General features: G+C 55.9%; 21 protein-coding genes. 9 read left to right on the top strand and 12 right to left on the bottom strand.

Translation table 11 applies throughout. The features are described from left to right. The first annotated feature begins 304 nt into the window (after nucleotides 1-304). Nucleotides 305-1,453, top strand: a complete 1,149-nt coding sequence (locus EU557_RS02915) for an FAD-dependent monooxygenase (protein WP_135528909.1) — start codon at nucleotides 305-307, stop codon at nucleotides 1,451-1,453. Nucleotides 1,454-1,497: 44 nt separating this feature from the next. Here the strand turns inward: EU557_RS02915 and EU557_RS02920 are convergent, their stop codons facing one another. Beyond that, nucleotides 1,498-2,664 carry an endonuclease/exonuclease/phosphatase family protein gene (locus EU557_RS02920; protein ID WP_210115969.1) on the bottom strand — a complete coding sequence of 389 codons (1,167 nt, stop codon included), beginning with the start codon at nucleotides 2,662-2,664 and terminating at the stop codon, nucleotides 1,498-1,500. A 54-nt stretch (nucleotides 2,665-2,718) separates the two neighbouring features. Continuing rightward, nucleotides 2,719-3,276 carry a 5-(carboxyamino)imidazole ribonucleotide mutase gene (gene purE, locus EU557_RS02925; RefSeq protein ID WP_135528910.1) on the bottom strand — a complete coding sequence of 186 codons (558 nt, stop codon included), beginning with the start codon at nucleotides 3,274-3,276 and terminating at the stop codon, nucleotides 2,719-2,721. A gap of 153 nt (nucleotides 3,277-3,429) precedes the next feature. Here purE and EU557_RS02930 point away from each other — a divergent pair, with 153 nt between their 5' ends. The 3 genes from EU557_RS02930 (at nucleotide 3,430) to hemE (ending at nucleotide 5,795) form a co-directional block, all read left to right on the top strand. Further along, nucleotides 3,430-4,056: a MarC family protein gene (locus EU557_RS02930; RefSeq protein ID WP_135528911.1), complete on the top strand. Its 627-nt coding sequence runs from the start codon at nucleotides 3,430-3,432 to the stop codon at nucleotides 4,054-4,056. A gap of 6 nt (nucleotides 4,057-4,062) precedes the next feature. Then, the gene (locus EU557_RS02935) at nucleotides 4,063-4,638 is read left to right on the top strand and encodes an Asp23/Gls24 family envelope stress response protein (RefSeq protein WP_135528912.1); all 576 of its coding nucleotides are present in this window, start codon (nucleotides 4,063-4,065) and stop codon (nucleotides 4,636-4,638) included. 125 nt (nucleotides 4,639-4,763) lie between these two features. Next, complete coding sequence (gene hemE, locus EU557_RS02940) at nucleotides 4,764-5,795, top strand: uroporphyrinogen decarboxylase (protein ID WP_135528913.1); 1,032 nt, start codon at nucleotides 4,764-4,766, stop codon at nucleotides 5,793-5,795. Nucleotides 5,796-5,871: 76 nt separating this feature from the next. On the opposite strand, the gene EU557_RS02945 is transcribed toward hemE, so the two are convergent. The 5 genes from EU557_RS02945 to EU557_RS02965 form a co-directional block, all read right to left on the bottom strand. Continuing rightward, the gene (locus EU557_RS02945) at nucleotides 5,872-6,888 is read right to left on the bottom strand and encodes a bifunctional heptose 7-phosphate kinase/heptose 1-phosphate adenyltransferase (protein WP_135528914.1); all 1,017 of its coding nucleotides are present in this window, start codon (nucleotides 6,886-6,888) and stop codon (nucleotides 5,872-5,874) included. 120 nt (nucleotides 6,889-7,008) lie between these two features. Continuing rightward, nucleotides 7,009-8,232, bottom strand: coding sequence for a pyridoxal phosphate-dependent aminotransferase (locus EU557_RS02950; protein ID WP_135528915.1), 1,224 nt, complete (start codon nucleotides 8,230-8,232; stop codon nucleotides 7,009-7,011). Between the two features lie 93 nt (nucleotides 8,233-8,325). Continuing rightward, entirely contained in the window at nucleotides 8,326-10,377 is a 2,052-nt protein-coding gene (locus EU557_RS02955; RefSeq protein ID WP_135528916.1) for a glycosyltransferase family 2 protein, read from the bottom strand. A gap of 240 nt (nucleotides 10,378-10,617) precedes the next feature. After that, the gene (recR, locus tag EU557_RS02960) at nucleotides 10,618-11,232 is read right to left on the bottom strand and encodes a recombination mediator RecR (protein ID WP_135528917.1); all 615 of its coding nucleotides are present in this window, start codon (nucleotides 11,230-11,232) and stop codon (nucleotides 10,618-10,620) included. Nucleotides 11,233-11,370: 138 nt separating this feature from the next. Beyond that, a complete protein-coding gene (locus EU557_RS02965) occupies nucleotides 11,371-11,652 on the bottom strand; it encodes an ATP-dependent Clp protease adaptor ClpS (protein WP_135433844.1) in 282 nt (93 codons plus the stop codon). 218 nt (nucleotides 11,653-11,870) lie between these two features. Here EU557_RS02965 and EU557_RS02970 point away from each other — a divergent pair, with 218 nt between their 5' ends. Beyond that, a complete protein-coding gene (locus tag EU557_RS02970) occupies nucleotides 11,871-14,045 on the top strand; it encodes a S9 family peptidase (protein ID WP_135528918.1) in 2,175 nt (724 codons plus the stop codon). A 109-nt stretch (nucleotides 14,046-14,154) separates the two neighbouring features. On the opposite strand, the gene EU557_RS02975 is transcribed toward EU557_RS02970, so the two are convergent. Together EU557_RS02975 and EU557_RS02980 are read right to left on the bottom strand one after the other, a co-directional pair. Next, on the bottom strand, nucleotides 14,155-16,683 hold the full coding sequence (locus EU557_RS02975; RefSeq protein WP_167855067.1) for a DUF4132 domain-containing protein: 2,529 nt from the start codon (nucleotides 16,681-16,683) through the stop codon (nucleotides 14,155-14,157). Between the two features lie 77 nt (nucleotides 16,684-16,760). Continuing rightward, a complete protein-coding gene (locus tag EU557_RS02980; protein ID WP_245326148.1) occupies nucleotides 16,761-17,168 on the bottom strand; it encodes a hypothetical protein in 408 nt (135 codons plus the stop codon). Between the two features lie 120 nt (nucleotides 17,169-17,288). Between EU557_RS02980 and EU557_RS02985 the strand changes: the two genes are divergently transcribed. Continuing rightward, nucleotides 17,289-17,846, top strand: coding sequence for a hypothetical protein (locus EU557_RS02985; protein WP_135528920.1), 558 nt, complete (start codon nucleotides 17,289-17,291; stop codon nucleotides 17,844-17,846). A gap of 39 nt (nucleotides 17,847-17,885) precedes the next feature. Next, nucleotides 17,886-18,653, top strand: coding sequence for a hypothetical protein (locus tag EU557_RS02990; RefSeq protein WP_135528921.1), 768 nt, complete (start codon nucleotides 17,886-17,888; stop codon nucleotides 18,651-18,653). Nucleotides 18,654-18,730: 77 nt separating this feature from the next. Here EU557_RS02990 and EU557_RS02995 read toward each other — a convergent pair whose 3' ends face one another. Together EU557_RS02995 and EU557_RS03000 are read right to left on the bottom strand one after the other, a co-directional pair. Further along, nucleotides 18,731-19,378, bottom strand: a complete 648-nt coding sequence (locus EU557_RS02995; protein WP_135528922.1) for a YceI family protein — start codon at nucleotides 19,376-19,378, stop codon at nucleotides 18,731-18,733. Between the two features lie 40 nt (nucleotides 19,379-19,418). After that, nucleotides 19,419-19,868, bottom strand: coding sequence for a MarR family winged helix-turn-helix transcriptional regulator (locus EU557_RS03000; RefSeq protein ID WP_135528923.1), 450 nt, complete (start codon nucleotides 19,866-19,868; stop codon nucleotides 19,419-19,421). Nucleotides 19,869-20,029: 161 nt separating this feature from the next. Here EU557_RS03000 and EU557_RS03005 point away from each other — a divergent pair, with 161 nt between their 5' ends. Continuing rightward, nucleotides 20,030-20,614 carry a DUF6799 domain-containing protein gene (locus EU557_RS03005; RefSeq protein WP_135528924.1) on the top strand — a complete coding sequence of 195 codons (585 nt, stop codon included), beginning with the start codon at nucleotides 20,030-20,032 and terminating at the stop codon, nucleotides 20,612-20,614. Between the two features lie 59 nt (nucleotides 20,615-20,673). Here the strand turns inward: EU557_RS03005 and EU557_RS03010 are convergent, their stop codons facing one another. Further along, on the bottom strand, nucleotides 20,674-21,708 hold the full coding sequence (locus EU557_RS03010; protein WP_135528925.1) for a dipeptide epimerase: 1,035 nt from the start codon (nucleotides 21,706-21,708) through the stop codon (nucleotides 20,674-20,676). A 190-nt stretch (nucleotides 21,709-21,898) separates the two neighbouring features. Here EU557_RS03010 and EU557_RS03015 point away from each other — a divergent pair, with 190 nt between their 5' ends. Continuing rightward, a complete protein-coding gene (locus tag EU557_RS03015) occupies nucleotides 21,899-23,317 on the top strand; it encodes a dicarboxylate/amino acid:cation symporter (RefSeq protein ID WP_135528926.1) in 1,419 nt (472 codons plus the stop codon). Nucleotides 23,318-23,369 lie beyond the last annotated feature (52 nt).

Here is a 23,369-nt window from a genome sequence, read left to right on the forward strand (position 1 = left end):
TAACAGGCACTGGTAAACCAGGCATCTACCCTCAGATAAACGGCAGTGCGGTATCTTTTTCTCCCGAATAACTACGGGTTTCCAGGAGCTGAAAACTCGTATTTTCTCTTCCGTAGCTTTCCGCTTTTGCGCTATTACCCGTACTGATCCGGTACCGTGGGGCCACACCCTACGTATTCTCCCCCACCCTATAACTACCGCTCGTTGCTCCTCTCGGCAGCAGTTGGCTTCACTAAATCACCATGCGCCCGCCCCTAGATTTGCCCCGTAGTAATTCTCAGTTGCTAGGCCAGTTCACAGCGTAATGGCAAACTTTCTCATCGTAGGAGCCGGTATTGGCGGACTAACCACTGCCCATGCGCTGCTAGGCCTAGGCCACTCGGTGCGCGTGTACGAAGCGGCGCCGGAGCTGCGCGAAGTAGGAGCCGGGGTAGTGCTAGGGACCAACGCCATGCGCGCCCTGCACCAGTTGGGCCTGCACGAAGCAGTGCAGGCACACGGCACGCCTGTGCTGCACCTCAACTTGCTGGATCAACAAGGCCGCGTGCTCCAGGCCGCCGACACCTCCGTTTTCACTCAAAAGCTCGGGTTCGATAACCTGGGTATCCATCGGGCCGCACTGCAGCAGGTGCTGTTGCGTAAGTTGCCCACGGGTACGGTGGTGCTTGGTAAGCCATTCGAGCGCTTCGAGGAAACTTCTACTGGCCTAGCAGTTCACTTCGCGGACGGTACCACTGCTACAGCTGATTTCTTAGTTGGCGCCGATGGCCTACGCTCCCGGGTGCGGCGGCAGTTGCTGCCCAACGCAGAGCCCCGCTATGCCGGCTACACCTGCTGGCGGGCTATAGTAGATGCCTCACGGCTGCAGCTCCCAGTAGGCCAGTCAGGTGAAACCTGGGGTGAGCGGGGTCGGCGCTTCGGGTACGTGCCGGTGGGCGGCGGTAGGGTATACTGGTTTGCCTGCCTCAACAGCCCGGAGCCGCAAAACCCAAAGTTTCGGGCATACCGCGTGGCAGACTTGCAGCGGGAGTTTGCCCAGTTTCATGCGCCCATTCCCGACCTGCTCAGCCTCACCCGCAACGACCAGCTACTCTGGAACGATATTCTGGATCTGAAGCCCCTGCGCCACCTGGCCTACGGCCGCGTGCTTCTCCTCGGGGATGCCGGCCACGCTACCACGCCCAACATGGGGCAGGGTGCCGGCATGGCCCTAGAAGACGCCGCTGTGCTATCCTCTTGCTTGAGCGCCGAGGTTGATACCAGGTCTGCCTTTCGGCAGTTTGAGCGCCGCCGCCTGCCACGCACTACCCGCATTGTGCAGACCTCCTGGCGTCTAGGCCAGGTGGGCCAGTGGGAAAACCCGCTGCTGACTGGCCTACGCAATACTGTCATGCGCCTCCTCCCCGACTCCGTCAGCCGCGGTCAGATGGCGTGGCTGTATGAGGCGACTTAGAGGCTGAAAACAAAACGGCAGCCTGTGGCTGCCGTTTCGCTTAGTTAAGTAGTGAGTTCCTTTTCGGTCTTTTCACTGCTGGCCTCTTCCAGCTCCTCTTCGGTTTCCTCCTCAAAGCCCTCCCTGATTTTTTCGTTGGCCTCCTGGTGGTCCTCCGCGTCGGCCTGCTCCTGATTTTCTTCCTGCTCCTGCTTGTCGTGGGGTTCGTAGCTGAGCTTGATGTAGATCGGGAAGTGGTCGGAGCCTACGTAGGGCAGGCGCTCCATATCGTCCACTTTAAAGTCCGCCGACACGAAGACGTGGTCGAGCGGCCAGCGCAACAGGGAGTAATCGGCGTGGAAGGTGGGCAGCAGGCCGCGGCCCACGCGCGGGTCCATGAGGCCACTAATGCGGCGGAACAGCTCAGAGGTGTGTGACCAAGCCACGTCGTTCATATCCCCAAACACGATGGTTGGTTCCTCCCGCTGCTCAATCTCCTTGCCCACTAGCAGCAGTTCAGCGTCGCGCTTGGTGCTGGTTTTAGACTCAGCGGGTGCTGGGGGCTTGGGGTGCAGCCCAAACAACCGCACCCAGGTTTTGCCATCAGGCAGCTGTACGTGCGTGTGCAGAGAAGGCACATCATCATCAAGCAGGTACTTGATTTGACAGTTTCGCAGGGGCAGGCGCGAGAAAAAGAGCAGCCCGTAGGTATTATCTAGCGGCTCGTGGCAGGTATAGGGGTGCGTTTTTTCCAGCGCCTTCAGCTGCCCGTACCACCATTCATCGGTTTCCACCGCCATTATCACGTCGGGGTCAGACTCCTGCAGGGCTGCCAGGGCTTTTGCGCCTTGCTTGTTGAATTGCAGCACATTCATCACGGCCAAGCTCAGGTGGCGCTTCCCGTCTTTCAGGGTGCTGTCGCCCACCTGCTTGCGCACCAGAGGCGTGTACGGCAGAATCCGGATGCCCTGGTATATCACGGCTATACCCAGGGCAGCCAACAAAATCAGCCCCCAGTTCTCTTCGAATTGATGCCAGCCCAGCAGCAAGCCAGCCACTATGCACAGCAGAGCCACGGCCACAATCTGCAGGCGCGGAAAGTCAAATACCCTGATCCACCAGGCCGTTTGGCGCAGCAGCGGCAAAAGCGTAGCAATCAAGGAAACAATAGCCAGCAGAAATGCCAGGCTATGGGCTATTAGCAGCCAGAGGGGTTCATCAAGATCAGGCACGGGTGGGGAGAGATGTGGTGAGACAGGGAAGCAACAGGCGAAAATGAGGCCACCTTAGTCGTCGCTGAACCCTCCCTTCCGCAACTCTTCAATTGTGCGCATCACTTTATCCTTCAGTGAGGTCCGGTATTTCTCCAGCACGTCGGCTAGTCGGGCATTGCTAATGGCCAACATTTCCGTGGCCAACACGGCCGCGTTGGCGGCTCCATCTAGCGCCACAGTAGCCACGGGCACGCCCGCCGGCATCTGCAGCATCGACAGGATAGAGTCTAGGCCGTGCAGGGAAGTAACGGAGTTGATAGGCACCCCAATCACGGGGAGTGTAGTGAAGGCCGCTATCATGCCCGGCAGATGAGCGGCGCCCCCACCACCAGCAATTATCACGCGTAGGCCACGCTTGCGGGCGGTTTCGGCGTACTCAATCAGCCGGTGCGGGGTGCGGTGCGGCGACACTAGCGTTATCTCGTAGGGCACGCCAAACTGCCGCAGAAACTCTGCCGCTGCCGACATGATTTTCAGGTCAGACTGGGAGCCCATAATAATGCCTACCAGCGGTGTATCGGCCGGAGAGGTTACCTCGGCCGGGGAAGAAATGGGAAGTGTTGTACTCATGGGGAGAGAGGACGAAAACAGGACAGAACCGGCTAGACAGTGCTTCTACGCGCTCCTACGCACGAGGTTCTTTCACCAAACATAGCGTTTTCCTTGTTTGCTGATTCTCAAAGGCTCGTACCTTTGGTGAGGCCCCAAGTGCCCGCCTCACTTATGGAGATACTGCTTGCCACCTTTACCACCTTATTCTCGGTTGTGAACCCCTTCGGGGCTATGCCGGTCTTTCTCACCCTCACCGAGGACGACACCCCCGCCGTACGCGCCAATACTGGCCTACGAGCTTGTTTGTACATGATTGGGGTGCTGATGGTATCGTTCTTCGCGGGCCAGTACGTGCTGAATTTCTTTGGCATAAATATTCACCACCTGCGCATTGCGGGCGGTATTTTGCTCATGCGCTCGGCTTTTGACTTGCTCACGCCCGGTGGCAACCGCAGCAAGGTATCGGAGGCCACCCTGGAGGAGAGTATGCACAAGGATGATATTTCCTTCACGCCGCTGGCCATGCCCATGCTATCGGGGCCCGGTTCCATGGCCGTGTGCATTGGTCTGTTCACAGAAAAGCTCAGCTTCCTCGATATGGGGATGATTGTGCTGGGTTTCGTGCTGGTAGCGCTGGCGGCTTATATTATCCTTATGTCCTCGCTCCGCCTTACGCGCTTCCTTGGCCGTCCTGGTATGGCGGCGCTGGCCCGTATCATGGGATTTATCACTTTGGCTATTGGCGTGAATTTCCTGGCTACAGCCATTGCGGCACTTTTTCCTGGGCTGAGCCGGTAGAAAAGTATGGGTGAAGTCATCGGCCTTTTGTTTCTTTTAGGCCTATGTGTGGCAATTGTAGTCCTGCTTCCAGCAGCTGGCCTATGGTGGCTTGTCAAATGGTTTAAGTCACAGAATTATCGATGGACCGCAGTTGTAGTTCAGGTGCTGCTTGCTGGCTTTGTTATCTTCTGGATACTTCTCATCTACTCTTTCTATTTTCTCTTTGACGGTGAGCTTAAAGATGAGTTTGTACGCATCACCGCTTTACCTTTCCCAGAATCTGGGGAAATAATACGGGGAGACGAATCAGGCCTTGACCCACATGGCAACTATATTGTCTGTGCCCGCATAAAAGTCAGCACAGACGATTACACCCTTATTTTGAAGAAGCTGAGGGCTGATTCTGCTTTTCGGCCTACTCATATGGCCACTGATTCTTCTTTCGTGAGCAGCAAGGAGTTTCAGTATGCTACCCAGAGCATAAAGCCCAGTGACTATGTCTACTCCTTTGCCAGGGGCCAGGTAAATGTAGATGCCTACACATTCGTAGGGTTTCTGCATGACCGGTGCACCATTGTCATTTATCGTTGCAGCACATAAGCCCTAAAAGAGCCGGAGCTAACCTTGCATTTTAAAGGCTATCGACGAGAAAACGCACCCTAATAGGTATTCCTTCACTGCTCATTCTTTATTGCTGACTGCGGTAGGTTACCTTTGCGGCAGTTATGCTGAAGAACGACCTCCTCCTCCGTGCCGCCCGTGGCGAAGAAACCGAGCGCACTCCTGTGTGGCTCATGCGCCAGGCTGGCCGCATCCTCCCCGAATACCGTGCCCTGCGGGCCCGCCTCAGCGGCTTCAAAGAGCTGGTAGAAACGCCCGAGCTAGCCGCTGAAGTCACTATCCAGCCCGTCGATGCGCTTGACGTGGATGCCGCCATTATCTTCTCCGATATTCTGGTGGTACCTGAGGCTATGGGCCTGACCTATGAAATGGTGGAAGCCCGCGGCCCTCTGTTTCCGGAAACCATAAAAACGGCCCAAGATGTAGCCCGCATGCGCGTGGCCGACCCTGAAGAGCACCTGGGCTACGTGCTGGAGGCTATTCGCGTAACCAAGCGCGCCCTCAACGGGCGAGTACCCCTCATCGGGTTTGCCGGTGCTCCCTGGACCATCCTGGCCTATATGGTGGAAGGACACGGCTCCAAAACCTTCAGCAAAGCCCGCCGGATGCTCTATGCCGAGCCGGAGCTGGCGCATCAGCTGCTGCGCAAAATCACGGATACTACCATTGCTTACCTGCGGGCACAAGTGCAGGCCGGCGCCAACATTGTGCAGGTATTCGACTCGTGGGCGGGTATTTTGCCGCCGGCCCACTACCAGGAATTCAGCACCCGCTACATCGCCGAAATTTGCCAGGCCATCCCCGACGTGCCCGTTACGGTATTTGCCAAAGGTGCCTTCTGGGCCGTAGAAGACTTCGCCCAGCTCCCCTGCCGCACCATCGGCCTCGACTGGAACCAGGATGCCCGCGCCGTGCGCCCCTTGGTAGGCGACAAAACCCTGCAGGGCAACCTCGACCCCTGCGCCCTCTATGGCACCCCGGAGCAGGTTCGCGCTGCCACTATCACCATGCTCGACCAGTTTGGCCCACACCGCCACATCGCCAATCTAGGCCACGGCGTCTACCCCGACACCAACCCCGACAACGTGAAGGTGTTCATTGAGACGGTAAAGGAATACAGCCCTAAGCTGCGCTAACCGCACGCAAGGCTCCAGAAACAAAAAAGCCCGTCACCTGAAAAGGACGACGGGCTTTTTTGTTTCTGTGACGCTGTTATAACGCTAGGCCTACATTCTGAGCTTCTTCTAGCAATAGCTGTTTTTCAATTGGCACTACCCCTACCTGCTCGCAAACCAAGCCGCCGCCAAGGTTGGCCAGGGCTGCTGTAACGGGTGCTGGCAGGCCTAACGCCACGCACAACGCGGCAATACTGATAACGGTATCACCGGCACCAGAAACATCAGATATGCTGCGCAAGTGGGCTGGAATGTAGGTGCGCTTCATCTGCCCATTTTCTACAAACACACCGCGCTCCGAGAGTGTTACCAGCACAATTTCGGGGGTAAGTACCTCCCGCAGACGAGCTACGGCGGCCTCGAAGGCGGGCTTCTCTGCATCGGTGTCGCCGAACTCCAGCTTAAGGCCTTCGCGCAGCTCCTTCAGGTTGGGCTTGAACAACGTGCAGTGCTGGTAGGCCAGGAAGTTCTTCTTCTTGGGGTCGACGACGGTAGGAACTCCTTGCTGCCGGGCTAGTTGGATGAAGTGCTGAATGCTCTTTTCATTGAGTACGCCCTTATCGTAATCCTCAAAAATAACCACATCGGCGCGGCTCAAGAGCTCCTCAAAGCTTTCTGCTAGGCCACGATTTTCCTCCTCATTCAGGTCGGTTTCTACTTCTGAGTCAATGCGGAGGAGTTGCTGACCGTGGGCCAGAATGCGCTGCTTCACGGTAGTAGGCCGGTGCTGGCTCCGCACAATACCGTCGGCCGACAGGCCCGTGGTGCGCAGCAGTTCCAAGAGCTGGTCGCCTCCTTGGTCGTCGCCAATTACGGCGCACAGCAAGGGGGTAGCACCTAAGGCCTGCACGTTCAGGGCCACGTTGGCCGCTCCACCCAGGCGCTGCTCCGTGCGGCTCACATTCACAACCGGCACGGGTGCTTCTGGCGAAATACGGGTGGTCTTGCCCCACACGTAAGCGTCCATCATCACATCGCCCACAATCAGGACAGTGAGGTCGTTGAAAGCGGCAAAAAGCTCGGGCAGAGAAGCAGGCGGTACGGCAGCGGGCATTACGGGAAAATCTGGTAAAGAAGCCGCAAAGGTAGTCGACCGCCGGAAAATGCACCGCCTATAAACCAAGAACCACCGACGGCAAGTCGGTGGTTCTTGGTTTAGGGCTTAGGGGCAGGGTTACACCAGCTTTGCCAAGCTATACTTGATTCGGATAAAGGCCTCCCGCAGCTTTTCATCGGCAGCGGCAGTGCTAAACCGGAGGCAGTTGGGCGCCCCAAAAGCGCCGCCATCTACGGCGGCCACGTGCCCATCATGTAGCATGTAGAGAGCCAAGTCGTAGGCAGAGTTGATGGTTTTCCCCTCGGGCGTGGTTTTGCCAAAGTAGCCGCTCACGTCGGGGAAGATGTAGAAGGCACCACTAGGCGTGGGCGTCCGGAAACCGGGAATATCTTTCACCAGCTCCAGCACCATGTCGCGGCGGCGGCGGTAGGCCTCTACCATCTCATCAGCAGAGGTACGGCCTCCTTGCAGGGCCGCCAGGGCCGCCCGCTGGGCAATGGAGCAGGTGCCTGAGGTAATCTGACTCTGGATTTTCTCACAGGCACAGGCAATTTCCTTGTTGGCGGCCAGGTACCCCACGCGCCAGCCCGTCATGGCATAGCCTTTCGAGAAACCATTTACCGTAATTACGCGGTCTTTGATTTCGTCAAACTGCGCCATGCTTACGTGCTCCCCCTCGAAGTTGATGTACTCGTAGATTTCATCAGCCAGCACATAAATCTGCGGATGGCGCATCAACACCTCCACTACGGCCGCTAGCTCTTCCCGCGAAAACACGGCCCCGGTTGGGTTACAGGGCGAAGAGTACATTACGAGCTTGGTGCGTGGCGTAATGGCCTCTTCCAGCTGCTGAGCCGTGGCTTTAAAGCCATTTTCCAGAGAACCTACCAGCGTAACGGTTTTGCCCTCCGCCAGCCGCACCATTTCTTCATAGCTCACCCAGTAAGGCGAAAACACAATCACCTCGTCATCGGGATTCACGAGGCTCATTACGGCGTTGGCTAACGACTGCTTAGCGCCGGTGCTTACTACAATGTTCTCGGGCTTATAGGCCAGGTTGTTTTCCCGCTGGAGCTTGTCGCAGATGGCCTGGCGCAGATCGGGGTAGCCGGGCACGGGCGTGTAGAAGGTGTAGCCGTCGTCAAGGGCCTTTTTAGCGGCGTCCTTGATGTACTGGGGGGTTTGAAAGTCAGGCTCCCCAAAGCTTAGGCTAATCACGTCGACGCCCTGAGCTGCCAGCTCCCGCGCCATTTTGGCCATGGCAATAGTCTGCGACTCTTGCATGGCATTGATACGATCGGATATAACAGAGGCAGTAGGGGCAGCAGTAGCGTCAGACATAAGGCATCGGGGAAATGAGGAATAGGGAATGGACGCAAAGGTACGGGAAGGTACGCATTCGGACCGGCGGGAGAAAGCACAACTACCGCCTCGTTACTCTTGCCCTAGCCACCGAAAGCAGCGCAGCATAATGCGCAAATCGGTGCCGGTAACGTAGTCTTTGGCGTACAGTAGCTCCAGCCGACGGCGGGTGGCCTCCGAGAGTGCCGCAGTTGCTTGAGCAACATCGGCAGGCGAAAGAATAGCCCGGGCCAACCGCCGCGGAGCCGCCGCATACCGCAGGCCTACCCACGTGCGCGAGCCACTCAGCACCCGAAAGCAGTTGCGCACAAACCCGGCTTTGTGCCGCTGAAATAGCAACACTAACGGCAGCAGTACCAAGAGCAGTAAGCTAGTGAACATATCAAGCAGCCGCTTATTGCGCACGTGCTGAGGGTGCACCAGGTTCAGGGTAATGTCAAGGGTATAATAGTCGCCGGGGGCATCCTTGCGGGAGCTGCCAATGATGTATTCGCTGTCTTGGGGCAGAATCTTGTAGGCCACCTCCGGATGCTGAGGCAGGCGCACCATAAGGGAAATTATCTGGCTGGCTGATAAATCTCGGCCGCAGAAAATCAGCTCATTCAGCTCATACATCCGGATGATATCCTCCAGCTGCCGCACCTCTCCCAGCAAGTCTTCGGCGGCAGTGGTGGCTTGGGCAGCTTCCGTCATTTCCCATACAGTGGCAGCCCCTACGGCCGTGCGCCGAAAGTTGGGCGAAGGCACCATCACTACATCGGGCGTCACAAAGCCAATAACGCGTACCTGCACACCAAACTGCTCTAGCAATTGCCGCACCCGCTCACTCTCCTGCCGGGAGCCTACGATAGCGACGTTTTTTTGGTGATACACTGCCAAACTGAACTTGTGGTGCACCACCAGGTTATGCACCATACGCCGACCAATCAGCGCCGCGGCGCTCCAGGCTCCGCCTAGCACAATCAGCGCCTTGGAGAAGCGCCAGGCGTCCAGAAAGTTGCTAAACGCAGAAATAAGCACGGTACCGATGAAGATACCCCGCACGATGCGGCTGGTTTTTGTGGGCTTATCGTAGCCGCCGCTTAGGTAAGCCGAAGCGAGCCAGAACAAGATATAGACCGGCACGGCGGCCAGCATGTACTTTTCTGGGTAAGGGATGCGCACATACCGGTGGTTTTCCTCCCAGTAGGTTTTCAGGAAGTACATCCCCCCGTAGATCATAGCACCATCTAATAGTACGGGCGTAGCCTGCGTGAAGAAGCGCTGGCCTAGTGCCGCCCCGGCCCTCAGCCAGATAGCCATGTTAATCAGGAAGCTGAACGCCCCCGCCCGACCCGGTGCGAAGTGCTTGCGGGCGAAGATGACCATGGCCCGGTAAAACACAAACACATAGTTGACACTCGTGCGCTTGGTGCTCTCCCCCTTGTAATGGATGATGCGGGTGCCAGGATAGTAGTAATTCTTCCAACCTCCCTGCGTGAGGCGGTACGAGAGGTCAATGTCCTCACCGTACATAAAATAGTCCTCGTCGAGCAGGCCTACTTCCGCCAGGGCCGTCTGGCGCATGAGCATAAACGCTCCACTGAGCACGGCTACTTCGTGGCTCTCGTCCTTATCAAGGTAGCCCAGGTGGTACTGCCCAAACCGTCGCGACTTTGGAAATAGCTTGGCCAGCCCGAACATTTTGTAGAAGGCCACCCAAGGTGTGGGCAAGCCCCGCTTGCTTTCCGGCAAGAAGCAGCCCTGCCCATCCAGCATTTTTACGCCTAGGCCTCCCCCATCAGGGTGAGCATCCATGAACTCGCAACACCGCAGAAAAGTATCTTCTTCTACTACGGTGTCGGGGTTGAGCAAGAGCACGTACTCACCACGAGCCTGCTTCAGAGCTTGGTTGTTGGCCTTGGAGAAACCAGGGTTGTGGTGGTTTTCCAGAAGGATTACATCCGGAAACCGATTCCGCACCATGGCTACCGAGCCATCCACGGAGTTATTGTCCACCACAAATACTTCCACTGGCTCCCCTAATTTCTCCACCGCCCGCTCCACCGACAACAACGCCTGCTCTAGGAAATAGCAGACGTTATAGTTAACGATAATGACAGAAAGCTTTACAGGAGCAGGCACAAGCGCGGGGGCGTGGAAAGGGTTACGAAATGTACTAAGATTAGCCGCACCCTACCTACCTTATTTCTAAGACGTGTGCCAAATTATTACGGAATTTATATATCTGTCAGCTTCCGTAGGCCTATTATTATTGTTCAGCTAATTGGGTACGGTGAGTCCAGACGCAAAAACAGCCCGCAGAGCAAGTCTACGGGCTGTTTTAAAGTAACTGTTATCTTTTTGTTTAGTGGCCGCCAACTATTACCGGGCCTGCCGCTGCCGCTCCACTATGGAACGGCCCAATGTGATTTCATCGGCATACTCTAGCTCACCGCCCATCGGGATGCCACGGGCAATGCTGCTCACGTGCACCTCAGGTAAGTCGCGCAGCTTGCGAGACAGGTAAAAGGCAGTGGTGTCGCCTTCCATCGTGGGGCTGATGGCCAGAATGACTTCTCGTACCTCAGAGCCTTCTTTGGTTACGCGCTGCAGTAGAGAGTCAATGGTTAGATCAGCCGGGCCAATGCCTTCAATGGGCGAAATCACGCCACCCAGCACGTGGTACATACCTTGGTATTGCGCGGTATTCTCAATGGCAATAACATCGCGGATATCCGACACGACGCACACGGTGCTTTGGTCGCGGAGCTGGTTAGCGCAGATGGCACACTCCGGCGTATCCGAGATGTTGTGGCAGGTATCGCAGTAGCGAATCTCGAAGCGCATTTTAGCCAGGGCCTCCGCCAGCGAAGCCGTAGTATCCGTCTCGGCTTTCAGTAGGTGGAGCGCGAGGCGCAAAGCCGTTTTCTTGCCGATGCCCGGCAGCTTCGACAATTCACCAACGGCGTTTTCTATCAATTTGGAAGGGAATTCCATTCAGATCAACAAGTTGTAAAAAGAGCTGTCATCCAGGGCGTACGAGGGTTGCTCACAAGGCCCATATCTAAACAATAATTTCCTTGTGATAAGTCCCTTCGCAGGTCCTGGATGACAGTTTTTTTCGTCGGCTCCCAGCTATACGATGTCGGCTGAAATGCCGCGGTCGTGGATAGCGGTGCACATGGCCGCCAGCTCGTCATAGGCGCCGTGCTTCACGGTGCACTGGCCTTTGTAGTGGATCAGGAGCGTGCACTGCTCAGCCTGTTCGGGCTCGTGGCCGCACACATCAATGAGCGTTCTGATGACGTGGTCGAAGGTATTAATGTCATCATTATACACGACCAGGTCGCGCACGTCGGTGGTCTCTTCCAGGAGCAGAACGTCCTCGTCGTACTCGATTTGCGGTTTACTGTTCATGGCACAAAACTACGTAAAAACAGGCAGAAAGCCGGATTTCAAAGTCTAAACTGGTTTACTATAACCACCTGAGCAGCAGAATCGTTTCGGGCAAGCATTGTAAAATCTGAATAGAACCAAAGTACAGGCAGGTACCTGCTCTCCAGGGTGGCCTAGCTAGACTGCTCTGAAATTCTGATGTACTTTTCAGGTCTCATTCCGCTACCCTTTCCACTACTATGCTTCACCGTTTTGCTCACCGGCGGCTTTTCCTGCTGCTGGCTGTTATGGCGTACCTGCCGGTTCTGGCCCAGCAGAAGCGTTTCACCATGGAAGACGCCTTCCTCAACCGCCAACTTCAGCCAGAAAACCTGCGTCAGCTCACCTGGATACCGGGCTCCTCGGATGAATACAGCTACCTGCGCACCACCAACGGCCAAGACGAGATAGTACGTGGCTCAGCTAGTGGCCAAGTAAGGGCCGTGCTTTCCCTTGGCGAGCTAGGCCAGTCGTTGCAGGCGGCCGGTGCGCCGGCTGTCAAGGCTTCGGCATTTCCGGCCGTAACCTGGGTGAATCCGCAGAGCTTTCTGGTTACGCGCATTGGCAAAGTATACCGCGTTGATGCGGCCTCCAAGCAGGCTGCTGCGCTGTTTAGCTACGACCAGAGTGCCGCCAATGTAGACCTCGACCCAACGAAGAGCCGAGTGGCCTACACTAAAGGCCAGAACCTTTACATCTCACTGGCCGGCCGTGAAAACGAGGCTGTGACGCAGGAAACCAACTCAGCCATTGTGAATGGGCAAGCCGCGCACCGCTCGGAGTTTGGCATCACGAAGGGCACCTTCTGGAGCCCCACGGGCAGCAAACTGGCCTACTACTGCATGGACCAGACCATGGTAACGGACTACCCCATCGTATCTATTGAGCCCGAGCCCGCCAAGGCTGTGCCCATAAAGTACCCCATGGCTGGCGACAACAGCCATGAGGTAACGGTGGGCGTGTACGACCTGGCTGCCCGCAAAACTGTGTTCCTACAAACTGGTGAGCCCAAGGAGCAATATCTAACCAATATCACTTGGAGCCCCGACGAGAAGAGCATATACATGGCGGTGCTCAACCGGGCGCAGAACCACATGAAGCTCAACCAATACGATGCTGCTACTGGGGCCTTCGTGAAAACGCTGTTTGAGGAAAAGGACGAAAAGACCTTTGTGGAGCCTCTGCACCCGCTCACGTTCGTGCCCGGCCACCCCGACCAGTTTATCTGGCAAACCCAGCGCGACGGCTACAATCACCTCTACCTCTACTCTACCAGCGGCAAGCTGCTGCGCCAAATAACCAAGGGCGCGTGGCAGGTAACGGACTTATTGGGCTTCGCTAATAAAAACCGGGAAGTAGTATTTCAGAGCACGGCAGCTAGCCCCATGCAGCGCCGGTTGTATAGCGTAAGCCTAAACGGTGGCAAGGTGCGCGACCTGACTCCGCAAGCGGGCACCCACGCCGCCACGCTCAGCCCTAGCGGCACGTATCTGCTCGATGTCTTCAGCAACGCTACCACTCCTCGCACCATCAAGGTTATAGGCCTAGCCAATGGCCAAGTCAAGCAAACGGTGCTGACGGCCCCAAATCCAATTGCCGACTATCAGGTGGGTGAAACCAAGCTGTTCCCCATCAAGGCCGATGATGGCAAGACGGACCTGTACTGCCGCCTGAACACGCCGCCCGGTTTCGACCCCAGCAAGAAGTACCCAGTGGTGGTGTACCTCTACGGTGGCCCACACGTGCAGCTCGTGACCGATTCCTGGCTGGGTGGCTCCAACCTCTGGATGCAGCTCATGGCCCAGAAGGGCTACGTGGTATTTACCCTCGACTCACGCGGTTCCGGCAATCGGGGCTCGGCGTTTGAGCGGGCTACCTTCCGGCAGCTGGGCACCGTAGAAATGGCCGATCAGCTAAAGGGAATTGACTACCTCAAGAGCCTGCCCTACGTGGACCAAGCGCGCATAGGTATTCACGGCTGGAGCTTTGGCGGTTTTATGACGACAACTATGATGACGCGCAGCCCCGGCACCTTCAAAGTAGGCGTGGGCGGCGGCCCAGTTATCAACTGGCGCCTTTACGAAATCATGTACACAGAGCGCTACATGGACACGCCCCAGGAAAACCCCGAAGGCTACGAGAAGGCCAACCTGCTCAACTACGTCGATAAGCTTCAGGGCAAGTTGTTGCTCATTCACGGCACCATTGATGATGTAGTTGTGTGGCAGCACAGCCTCGAATACCTGAAAAAGGCCGTAGACCAAGGTGTGCAGCTCGATTACTTCGTGTACCCAGGCCACCCGCACAACGTGGGCGGCAAAGACCGCGTCCACCTCTACAATAAAATCACTCAGTACTTCGACGAGAAGCTCTAGGCCAGTAGCTAAGCCTTGATAACGCAATAAGGAAGGACCTTTCTCAGAAACACGACTGGCCTAGCGGCCCGGCGCTTCCTCTGAGAAAGGTCCTTCTTATCGTTTAGCGCTATCGCTTGATTTGACGAACTATGGTTGCGTCCGTGATTTTGTCATCATCCATGAGCAGCAGGGCTTTGCTGAGGATAATGGACAGCACAGCGTCGCCCTCAAAGGGCAGAAATACATCGGTGGTGGTTTTCACGGAACGGTCGGGTACAATACAGAGGTACTGGTCGTTGGGCTCCATGAGAATGTTGCCGCTGCCCAAATGGATTTTGTAGGTCCGTAGCTTGCCGCGCACTACCAGAAACCGGTCCTTGATTTCGCTGACCTTACCAATCTTCAGGCGCGGGACCAGACGCTCCAGGGCCAGCTTACGGTTTTTTGCCACTTCGCCAAGCTCCCCGAAGCTGTAGCTTTCCCAGTAGTCACGGTAAACGGGTAGGCCACCGTTGTCGCGCCAGAGGGGGTCATTTCCCACTGAGGCAACGCCCACGAACAAGTCTACGTCGCGCATTACTTCGGAGAATACCAGGGGTGGTACCTCCGGCAGCGATATCGTTTCCTCGCCCCTCACAAATCGTACTTGGTCGGTGCTGACGTAGTTCCAGATACCGGTAGCATTCCAGGCTTCATCGGCATTCACTTCACTCACCCAAAACTGCGCCTGCAGGCCTTGCACCGGCAGCTCCAGCGTGGCCGCATCCGACTCGTAACCTTTATCATAAGCACCCATGAGGCTGTAGCGCCAGCCGCGTAGCTTGGCCAGCGAGCTAAACTGGTGCTGCCGCAGCACGTGAGCTGCCATCCGGTTGGAGTATGTGCGGGTGCGTTCTTCGGGCGGCGTAAGCAAGTATACTTCACGGTAGGCCTGTTTTAGGGGCTGGCGCAGTTGGTTTTCATCCAGCAAGGTGCGCCAGGCCAGCACTTCTTCGGTGGCCGCTAACACGGGGTGCCAAAGCTGCAGGGTGTCCGCGTCAGTGGGCTCCGGTACAACCTTGCCCTGTGCATTTCGCCAAGCATCCTGTAGCCATAGGGCATCCTGATGAGAACCATCGGGGTGATGGATACGCCAAATGAGGGGGTGCACCAGCTTTTCCATGAGGCCATGCTCCATGTAGTAGCGCCGAAACCTAGGCCACGTAATGCGCCGGTCGGCTACATAGCTCCGGTCGAGCCGGTCGCGCTGGGCGGAGTAGGCGTGCTGCGCCTGGGTTTGGGCTAGCTTCAGGTTTAGCAGCTCTTGGCCGTGGGTGCTCTTTAGGGCAGTTGGCGCCGACTTTAGTGGCTTGCCCGACTTACTCCATTGCACTTCCGCTTTGCCTCCTACCAGCGTTAATACGGCCCGGTAGTCGCCTAGCGTGTACTCAGCCCGCCCGCCTTGCAAGCCGAAATCGGGCACGGCCATGTCTTCCAGCTCAGCCGGCGTCATGCCCAACTCCAGGGCTGCCTTTTCAATGCTGCGCCCGATAAGCGTTTGCGTGTTGGCCTGCTTTACTACCCCATGCAGCCGCGATAAATGCGCCACGCCCGGCAAGCCGCCTTTCGCCAATACCCATACGCACGCATTGCCCAGGCTAGCCGCAAGTTGGCCTTTCTCCGGAATTTTGCGGTAGCACTTGGCCGCCAATTCGGCTACCGAGTGCAGCATGGTTGGGGTTAGCAGCGAGGCACTAATCCAGAGTAGCCCTTTCGCCAACTCTTGGTTGGGTCCGCTCAAAAAATGCCTCTCCGTGTACGTGTAGGTATGGCCCCCGTAGGTATTGGTGCGGTTGAGCTCTTGCACGGGAAGTTTAGCCAGTGCGCTCAGCCATACTTCAATGTGCGACGCCACCAGCTCGGTTCCTACTGCCGCCACCGCGGCGCCTGCCTCCTTCTGGAACTTAGCGGTGGGCTGGGCACCAGTGGCTTTCTGGCACAGCTGCAATAGCCGCATCCACGACCCAGCTTCCGGCCCGTTCTCTAGGGTGCGTACAAACTCGGTTAGCGCCTGCCCGAACGCATCATTTGTGGGAAACACGAGCTTCGGCAGCTGCTCTGGTTCAGTAACACCCAGCATTTCCCGGATTTTTACACTCGCTTTAGTTTCGTTAAGATGGTGCGTTTCCAGGTAATTGAGCAATTGCAAGAGATACGCCCGCGTTGCCTCCTGAATGTCCTCTTTCTTAAGCAGCTTTTGTAACTGGCCTAGCGTCAAACTAAACGGATAAAGGCCTAGGCCTGTGCGTCGGGCCTCGTAGTCTGTCTTGCTGAAATCCAGGCCAAAGCCGCGGAATAGATTCACGTATTCCTCTTGGCTGAGCTGCATGCGAGTCCGCATCAGCGCGGTTAGGATATCAGTCATAGTAAACCGTAATTGAAAATTCTGCTGACGGACGCATTCAGTCATGGCCTGGGTTAAAGCCAAGGCTATTCTTCCCCGAAACCGGGGACTCTCCTCACATACCGTAGCATAAGCCGGCAGATCAGTGATTTTGATGGTATACGGCTTGTCACTCGCCTCTTCGGTCAGGGCAATTAGAACAGGGCGTAGTTCCTGCTCGGCACCTGTATCCGCAAACAGTTCGGGCAGGGAATATAGCTTGGTACTTAACATAGAGTGCGAGACACGATGAGTAAATAAAGCACGCCAAAGAGCGTACAAAGTCACGGAAAGAATAATGGATAAATTTATCATCCACCAACTAGCGGCGTGAGCTTAATAAAGCTTGCCGTGGCACCTGCACCTAGCCATACTTCCTCATCGAGGGTTTCTACCTGCCGATCGTTAACTAACACGAAGTAACCGTTCTGCCGAAAGCCTTCCAGGGCTTTGTACAGCTGCTGCTCGGCATCAATAGGCTTGGGCTGGCGCATCCGAAAACCGTTGAGTACTCGCTCCGAATCGGTGGGCTGCACTAGCCCATGAAAGATCCCCGACTGCCGGTTGTTATAGGCAGCTACTTCCTGGTGCACCCGTTGGGCAATAAGCTCACGCACGGTAAGCATCTCCTGCTGTACTTCCAGTTCTATGCGGTGCAGAACTCCGCCGGTAGCGGTTTCATCTTGAATGGTGAGTGTGGCCATAGATTTTAGAATCATTACTAATGATGGTGGATACTAATTTCATTAGCAATATAGGCAAAAGCAGTTTATCACCCCTCTAGGCCACTATTTATTTTCCAACGTATTTTTAGCTCGACCTACTCTCTCCTAGCTAGCATGCCCGTTCCGTCCGCTGATTTTAAGCGCGCCCTCAAGCGCCTATCCGACAAAGAAAAGGAAGCCCTGCTCCTGCGTGCTGCCCGCCGCGACGCCGAGCTGTATGACACCCTCAGCTTTGAGCTGCTGCCGGATGTAACGGTAGAAACGGTATTTGAGCAGACATCCGACCAGATTCATGAGTTGTTTGCGGTAGGCGCCACGGGCCGCCTGCTCAACCGCAGCCTTACCAAGGCTCTGCAGAAAGCCACTAAGGAAGTAGCCCGGGCCCGCCGCATCACCAAGGATAAACGCCTGGAAATAGACCTGAACCTCTACACCCTACGGCACATCTTTGCCAACTACACCGGTCAGTTTGAGAGTGTGTATGGCGGTTTCTACACTAGCACGGCCCGCCTAGCAGCTCGCACCACCCAACTGGTATTACAAAACCTACACGAAGATCTGTGGCTGGAGTACAAAGCCGAGCTAGACGACTTCCTGCAGCAACTCCACGCCCGCAGCAAGAGCCGCAGCCTCAAGTTCGAGCTGCCTCGGGAGCTAGTGTTGCCGGATTAGTAGTTACTTGCTGCCTCTATTTTTAGCAGTACTACTAGCATGTATATTTTACGTTCTGTGGCCTTGGCCGCTTCTCTAGCGAGCTTGGTGGCTTGTTCCGATAATTCAGCCACTCGTTCCGCTTCCTCTCCTTCCTCAAAAGCCGCCCCCGACACGGCCGTTGCCCGCAAAGTAGCCAAGGAATTCAGAGTGCACTACAACCGGCCCGTAGACCTCGATAGCACCGACGGGTACTTCCTACCTGTTTCCGTAGTGCCCCTAGATGGTGCAGCCCGCAGCCGAACGTTTTCCAGCGGATCCTACGAAAGCGACTCTGACCGTAACGGCATTGAGGGCACCTGTTACAACCTGGTTTTTCTGCAAAAAGCAACCTTATCTGAGCACTTATTGCTGACTCACAGCCGATTTGTTATTGCGGATATAGATATCGAAAAGAAACCCGACGCACGCTGGCCTTACCTATTTTACACCATCATGAAGGCCGACACCAACGGTGACGGAGAACAGGACAAGGAGGACGTTAGTGCCTTATACGTCTCGGACCGGAGCGGCCAGCAACTACACCAACTCACCCCCGATGGGACAGATCTAGTGAGCTGGCAGATTCTACCCAAGACGAACGTGCTGTTAGCCGAGGTGCGCCCCGATGTGAACAAGGACCGGGAATTTACCCACGCCGACGGCACCTACTGGCTGCGCTTCGATTTACAGAATCTACGCGTAGCCCCTGCCCAACAACCCACGGCCCCGCTCAGCAAGCAGTTGCAACAGCAGATGCTTGAGCGCCAAAGTCGCTTACCCCAATAGGCCTAGCGCAAAAAAGCCCCGCCAGAATCCTGACGGGGCTTTTTTAGGTATAAGTAAGTAGCCTAGGCCAGTATTACTTACTTGGCAATTACGTTGAAGCTCAGCGTGAAGTCATCGTTGATGGCTTTGTCGCCGATGCCGTCGAAGAACGACTTGGAGCCGTATTTGATGTCGAACTTGGTACGGTCAACGGTGGCAGTGCCGCTGGCGGCAGCTACGCCGTTCTTCACGCCCACTTTGGCGGGGAAAGTGATGCTGTTGGTTTTGCCTTTGATAGTCAGGTCGCCGGTGATGTTGGCGTTGTTAGCGTCAGCAGCAGCACCTTTGATGTAGGCCACCTTCGTGATTTTGAACGTAGCGTTAGGGTTGTTAGCTACACCAAAGAAGTCATCGGAGGTGATGTGGCCCATAAACTTGGTTTGGGTATCAGCGTCCTTGATGTCGGTAGCCTTGATGGACTTCATGTCCACCGTCACGGTGCCACCTACCAGCTGGTTGCCACGCACGAGCAGTTCTCCACCCGAAAACTGTACGGTACCATTGTGGCCGTGCGTTACGGCTTTGCCATCCCAACCTAAGGTGCTGAGCTGGGGCTGCAGCTTGTAAACTTTGTCGGCAGGCTTTACAGCGCTAGCAGCAGCTTTATTTGCAACTGGCTGACCAGCGAAGGCGGGAGCAGCAAACAAAGCGGCGGCCAGCAGGGCCGGCAGAACGATCTTTTTCATGATTGAAATAGAAGTGGTAAAGGGAGTTAACTGAAAGACGTCAGTCGCGGATTTTGTCAAGAAGGGCGCTGAGTTGCGAGGCTTCCTCAGCAGTTAAATTACTCATTCCCAGTTGCTGGGAGTTAACTACGTCGTCGAGCTTGGTAAGCAGCTCTAATCCTTTGTCGGTGATGCGAATGTCCACGGCGCGGCGGTTGCTAGGACATACTTTGCGGGTTACCAGCTCTTTGGCTTCCAGCTTATCTACAATGCGGGAAGCGTTACTGGTCTTATCCAGCATTCGCTCAATCAGCATGTTTACCGTGGCCGGCTTGGGGTGCTGACCGCGCAGAATGCGCAGAATGTTGAACTGGGGGGAAGTCAGGTTAAAGTCCTTGAACATTGCCCCTTGCTTCAGCTGCAGCCAGCCGGAAGTAAACACCAGATTGATGTAGGCTTTTTGGTACTCGTCTCGGAAAGTGCGCTGTTTAATTTCGTCCTCAATTTTCATAGCTCAGGCATGGGGTCATGCTGAATGATGATGCAAATATATGTACATACATTTAATGTTGCAACACCATTCAGCAAATTTATTTTTAATCACGACTACTGTTCTGATGCAGCCTCCAGGTAGCAAATATCGTAAGCAAGGCATCTAAGCTCCCTATTCCCATGAAAAAGCTCCCTCTCTCCCTGTTTTTGCTGCTAGGCCTGCTAGCGGCAGCCCCTAGTTTTGCTCAAACCACTACCGCGCCAAAAATGCCGGCCGGGGCCAAAGAAGTTAATTCTACTGACCGCTTTCTGATGCAAGGCGGACAGGTAGTGCTGGTGCAAGGCAAGCGCCCTACCCCACTCTCGAAGAATGTAGTGCTTTCTAACGGCACCAAGATCAACTATAAGAGTGGCATAGTGGAGCTACCCGGAGGCAAAATAACAACTTTAAAAGAAGGTGATTACGTGCGCATGGACGGCGGTATTGTATTCGCTACGCCTGGTAGTGCCGCAGAGGCGCGCAACGAGCCAGCCAATACTGCTAGTTCCCAATTTCAGCAATACGTTGATAACCGTCCGGCTCCTAATAGCACGGCAGGCGTAGAGGTACGCCTCACGGAGTTGAACCAGAAAATCAGCCTTATGGGCGAAAAAATCCAGCTCCTAAATCAGAAAATCTGCTTGATGAGCTCCTCTAGTCAGCGCCCCGTCGATACCAGCCAGCTAGACCAGCAGATCAAAGCACTAGACGAAAAATTAAAGTAACCAGTAGGTACTCCACCCGCTGCCAGCTTGAGCACCTGCTGCTTGGGTGGGCAGTGGGTTTATGGTGTTATAGTAGGCCAGGCGCCATACGGTAGCAAGTGACCCTGCTCCTCTCCTACTAACTTAAAGGGTTCATTCTGCACTACCAGAAACCCATCTAAGTCGCACACGTCGGTGAGGCTGCTGACCTGCAACGCCGACCATATTCCCAGGGAGGTTTCTACCATGCAGCCCAGCATGGTCTGGAGACCGTGGGCGCGAGTTTCACGCAGAATGCGCAGGCCATTGAGGTAGCCGCCCGCCTTCATCAGCTTCATGTTTACGCCATCGAACTGCCGGGCTATTTCCGTGAAATCTGCCTCATCAGTCACCGACTCATCCGCGAAGACGGGGCAATCCAACTGACCTTTTAGGGCGCGGTAGTCGTCGGCGCAGGCGGCTGGCAGGGGCTGCTCCAAGAGGCGTACTCGTAGGCCAGGCAGCCTTTGGATTTGTTCCCACGAGTGGCGCAAGCTGTCGGCGTCGGTCCAGGCTTCATTGCCATCGATTATAAGCAGATGATTGGGCAGCAGGCGCGTGACCTCGCGCAGCAGGTCCACGGCCCCGTCGCGGTTTACTTTCACCTTCAGCATGGGGAAACGCTCGTACCCCTGCACCCGTAGGAACTCGGCCACGGCGCCAGGCTCCATAATGGGCAAGGTAACGGCGGTGGGTACGGCTGGTGCGGGGGGCGAGAGGCCTAGCCATTGCGCTACCGGCTGCCCCGCCAGCACGGCCGCCCGGTGCACAAACGCCGACTCTAACGCAAAACGTAAGGCATGGGCCGGGGAGTGAGCCGCCAAAAAGCTAGTTAGCTCCTCTAAGGTGTGGCACTGGCCTAGGCCAGCCATGTGGAGCTGCGCAAACTCTTCCTGCAGTCCTTCGGGGGTTTCGCCGTAACGCACATTAGGGGCGGCCTCTCCCCAGCCAATTGCCTGGCCAGCCTGGTCTTGTACTTTCAGAAGCAGGTTGGTTTTGAAGGTAGAAGCGTTGCGCGCTATTTTCCAGGTGTAGCGCAAGGGCAGCGCCAGCGGGACAAGAGACCAGGTGAGCATGGGGCGAGGGCAGGAACAGAAAGGCGAAGGCCAAGGTACTACGCCGCCCCCGATACGCCAGCAGGTGGCCTAGAGATACATGAGGTAATACCGAGGTTGTGCGTAAACTCAAATGGGGCACGTGCTACTGCCCGGCTCAAAAACCTATCTTTGCCGTATTCCCGCCATATTCTTTCCCTGATTGCTGCGCATGAAGTTTTCGCGACTCGCACCTCTTGTTCTTATTCTCTTTGTTCTTGCGGCCATTTTAACGGCCCTGGCGGCCTATCAGGTGGTAGCACTGCCCAACGCGGTACCCATGGCGGCCCGCTGGCTGGCCGTTGCGGCGGCAGTAGCGCTGGGCTTTCAGCGTCGCTCCATCACGTTCTGGATTGTGGTAAGCATGCTCGTAGGAGCAGAAATTGGCCACGACTTCCCGGAGCAAGCCGTGCAGCTAAAAGTGCTTAGCGACGTATTCCTGCGCCTGGTAAAAACCATCATTGCGCCGCTGGTATTTGCCACCCTGGTAGTAGGTATTGCTGGCCACGCCGACCTCAAGCAGGTGGGTAAAATGGGGCTTAAAGCATTGATTTACTTTGAAGTAGTCACCACATTTGCCCTGTTCATCGGGTTGGGGGCTATCAACTTAACGCGCGCTGGCGAAGGCGTAGACCGCAGCGGCATTCAGGCTGATAACGAGCAGCTTGCCACTGTAAAGCAGACTACTGCGGACATTATTCTGCACATCTTCCCCGAGAACATTGCCAAATCAGTGGCGGAGGGGCAAGTGCTGCAGGTAGTAGTGTTTGCTATCATCTTCGCTATTGGCTTGGCTATGGTGCACCAGAAGCACCGGGCACCCATGCTGCAGCTCACGGAGAGCCTATCAGAGGTGATGTTTAAGTTCACCAACGTAGTAATGTTCTTTGCGCCATTTGGGGTAGGTGGCGCCCTGGCCTACACAGTGGGCAAGATGGGCTTTGCTCCCTTATATAATGCCTTCAAGCTGCTCTTGACGCTTTACGGCGCGCTGGCTGCATTCCTGGTACTGATTCTGGTGCCCATTGCGCTGATTGCCCGCATCCCGCTGAAGCGCTTTGTGCTGGCTATTGCCGAGCCCGTGAGTATTGCCTTTGCTACCACCTCATCAGAAGCTGCTTTGCCTCGCGCCATGGAAGCCATGATTGGCATTGGCGTACCGCGCCGCATTGTGGCCTTCGTGATGCCTACCGGCTACTCGTTTAACCTCGATGGCACCACGTTGTACCTTTCATTGGCCGCCATTTTCGTGGCCCAGGCGGCGGGCATAGAACTGACGTTCGGTCAGCAGTTGGTAATGGTGTTCACCCTCATGCTAACCAGTAAAGGCGTGGCCGGAGTACCGCGCGCCTCGTTGGTTATCCTGCTGGCTACGGTAGCTTCGTTCAACCTCCCCGCTTGGCCGGTGTTCATTATCCTCGGCATTGATGCCCTCATGGACATGGCCCGCACCGCCGTAAACGTAGTCGGCAACTGCTTGGCTACTGCAGTAGTAGCCCGCTGGGAAGGCGAGTTTGTGGACAACTATGTGGCGCCTCCGCTGGAAGAGCTGGCCGAAACGGATAGTGCGTTGGCGCACTCGGCGCACTAAACTATCAGTACCAGTATTTTGTAGACAAAGCCCCGTAGTTTTAGTAAACTGC

The organism is Hymenobacter wooponensis, assembly GCF_004745865.1.
In the GTDB taxonomy this organism is placed as follows: Bacteria; Bacteroidota; Bacteroidia; order Cytophagales; family Hymenobacteraceae; genus Hymenobacter; species Hymenobacter wooponensis.

Bases quoted from the DNA above. Each gene is read 5' to 3' on its own strand.
- EU557_RS02915 (WP_135528909.1), top strand. From the start codon at position 305: ATGGCAAACTTTCTCATCGTAGGAGCCGGTATTGGCGGACTAACCACT.
- purE (WP_135528910.1), bottom strand. From the start codon at position 3,276: ATGAGTACAACACTTCCCATTTCTTCCCCGGCCGAGGTAACCTCTCCG.
- EU557_RS02930 (WP_135528911.1), top strand. From the start codon at position 3,430: ATGGAGATACTGCTTGCCACCTTTACCACCTTATTCTCGGTTGTGAAC.
- EU557_RS02935 (WP_135528912.1), top strand. From the start codon at position 4,063: ATGGGTGAAGTCATCGGCCTTTTGTTTCTTTTAGGCCTATGTGTGGCA.
- hemE (WP_135528913.1), top strand. From the start codon at position 4,764: ATGCTGAAGAACGACCTCCTCCTCCGTGCCGCCCGTGGCGAAGAAACC.
- EU557_RS02945 (WP_135528914.1), bottom strand. From the start codon at position 6,888: ATGCCCGCTGCCGTACCGCCTGCTTCTCTGCCCGAGCTTTTTGCCGCT.
- EU557_RS02950 (WP_135528915.1), bottom strand. From the start codon at position 8,232: ATGTCTGACGCTACTGCTGCCCCTACTGCCTCTGTTATATCCGATCGT.
- recR (WP_135528917.1), bottom strand. From the start codon at position 11,232: ATGGAATTCCCTTCCAAATTGATAGAAAACGCCGTTGGTGAATTGTCG.
- EU557_RS02965 (WP_135433844.1), bottom strand. From the start codon at position 11,652: ATGAACAGTAAACCGCAAATCGAGTACGACGAGGACGTTCTGCTCCTG.
- EU557_RS02970 (WP_135528918.1), top strand. From the start codon at position 11,871: ATGCTTCACCGTTTTGCTCACCGGCGGCTTTTCCTGCTGCTGGCTGTT.
- EU557_RS02975 (WP_167855067.1), bottom strand. From the start codon at position 16,683: ATGTTAAGTACCAAGCTATATTCCCTGCCCGAACTGTTTGCGGATACA.
- EU557_RS02980 (WP_245326148.1), bottom strand. From the start codon at position 17,168: ATGATTCTAAAATCTATGGCCACACTCACCATTCAAGATGAAACCGCT.
- EU557_RS02985 (WP_135528920.1), top strand. From the start codon at position 17,289: ATGCCCGTTCCGTCCGCTGATTTTAAGCGCGCCCTCAAGCGCCTATCC.
- EU557_RS02990 (WP_135528921.1), top strand. From the start codon at position 17,886: ATGTATATTTTACGTTCTGTGGCCTTGGCCGCTTCTCTAGCGAGCTTG.
- EU557_RS02995 (WP_135528922.1), bottom strand. From the start codon at position 19,378: ATGAAAAAGATCGTTCTGCCGGCCCTGCTGGCCGCCGCTTTGTTTGCT.
- EU557_RS03000 (WP_135528923.1), bottom strand. From the start codon at position 19,868: ATGAAAATTGAGGACGAAATTAAACAGCGCACTTTCCGAGACGAGTAC.
- EU557_RS03005 (WP_135528924.1), top strand. From the start codon at position 20,030: ATGAAAAAGCTCCCTCTCTCCCTGTTTTTGCTGCTAGGCCTGCTAGCG.
- EU557_RS03010 (WP_135528925.1), bottom strand. From the start codon at position 21,708: ATGCTCACCTGGTCTCTTGTCCCGCTGGCGCTGCCCTTGCGCTACACC.
- EU557_RS03015 (WP_135528926.1), top strand. From the start codon at position 21,899: ATGAAGTTTTCGCGACTCGCACCTCTTGTTCTTATTCTCTTTGTTCTT.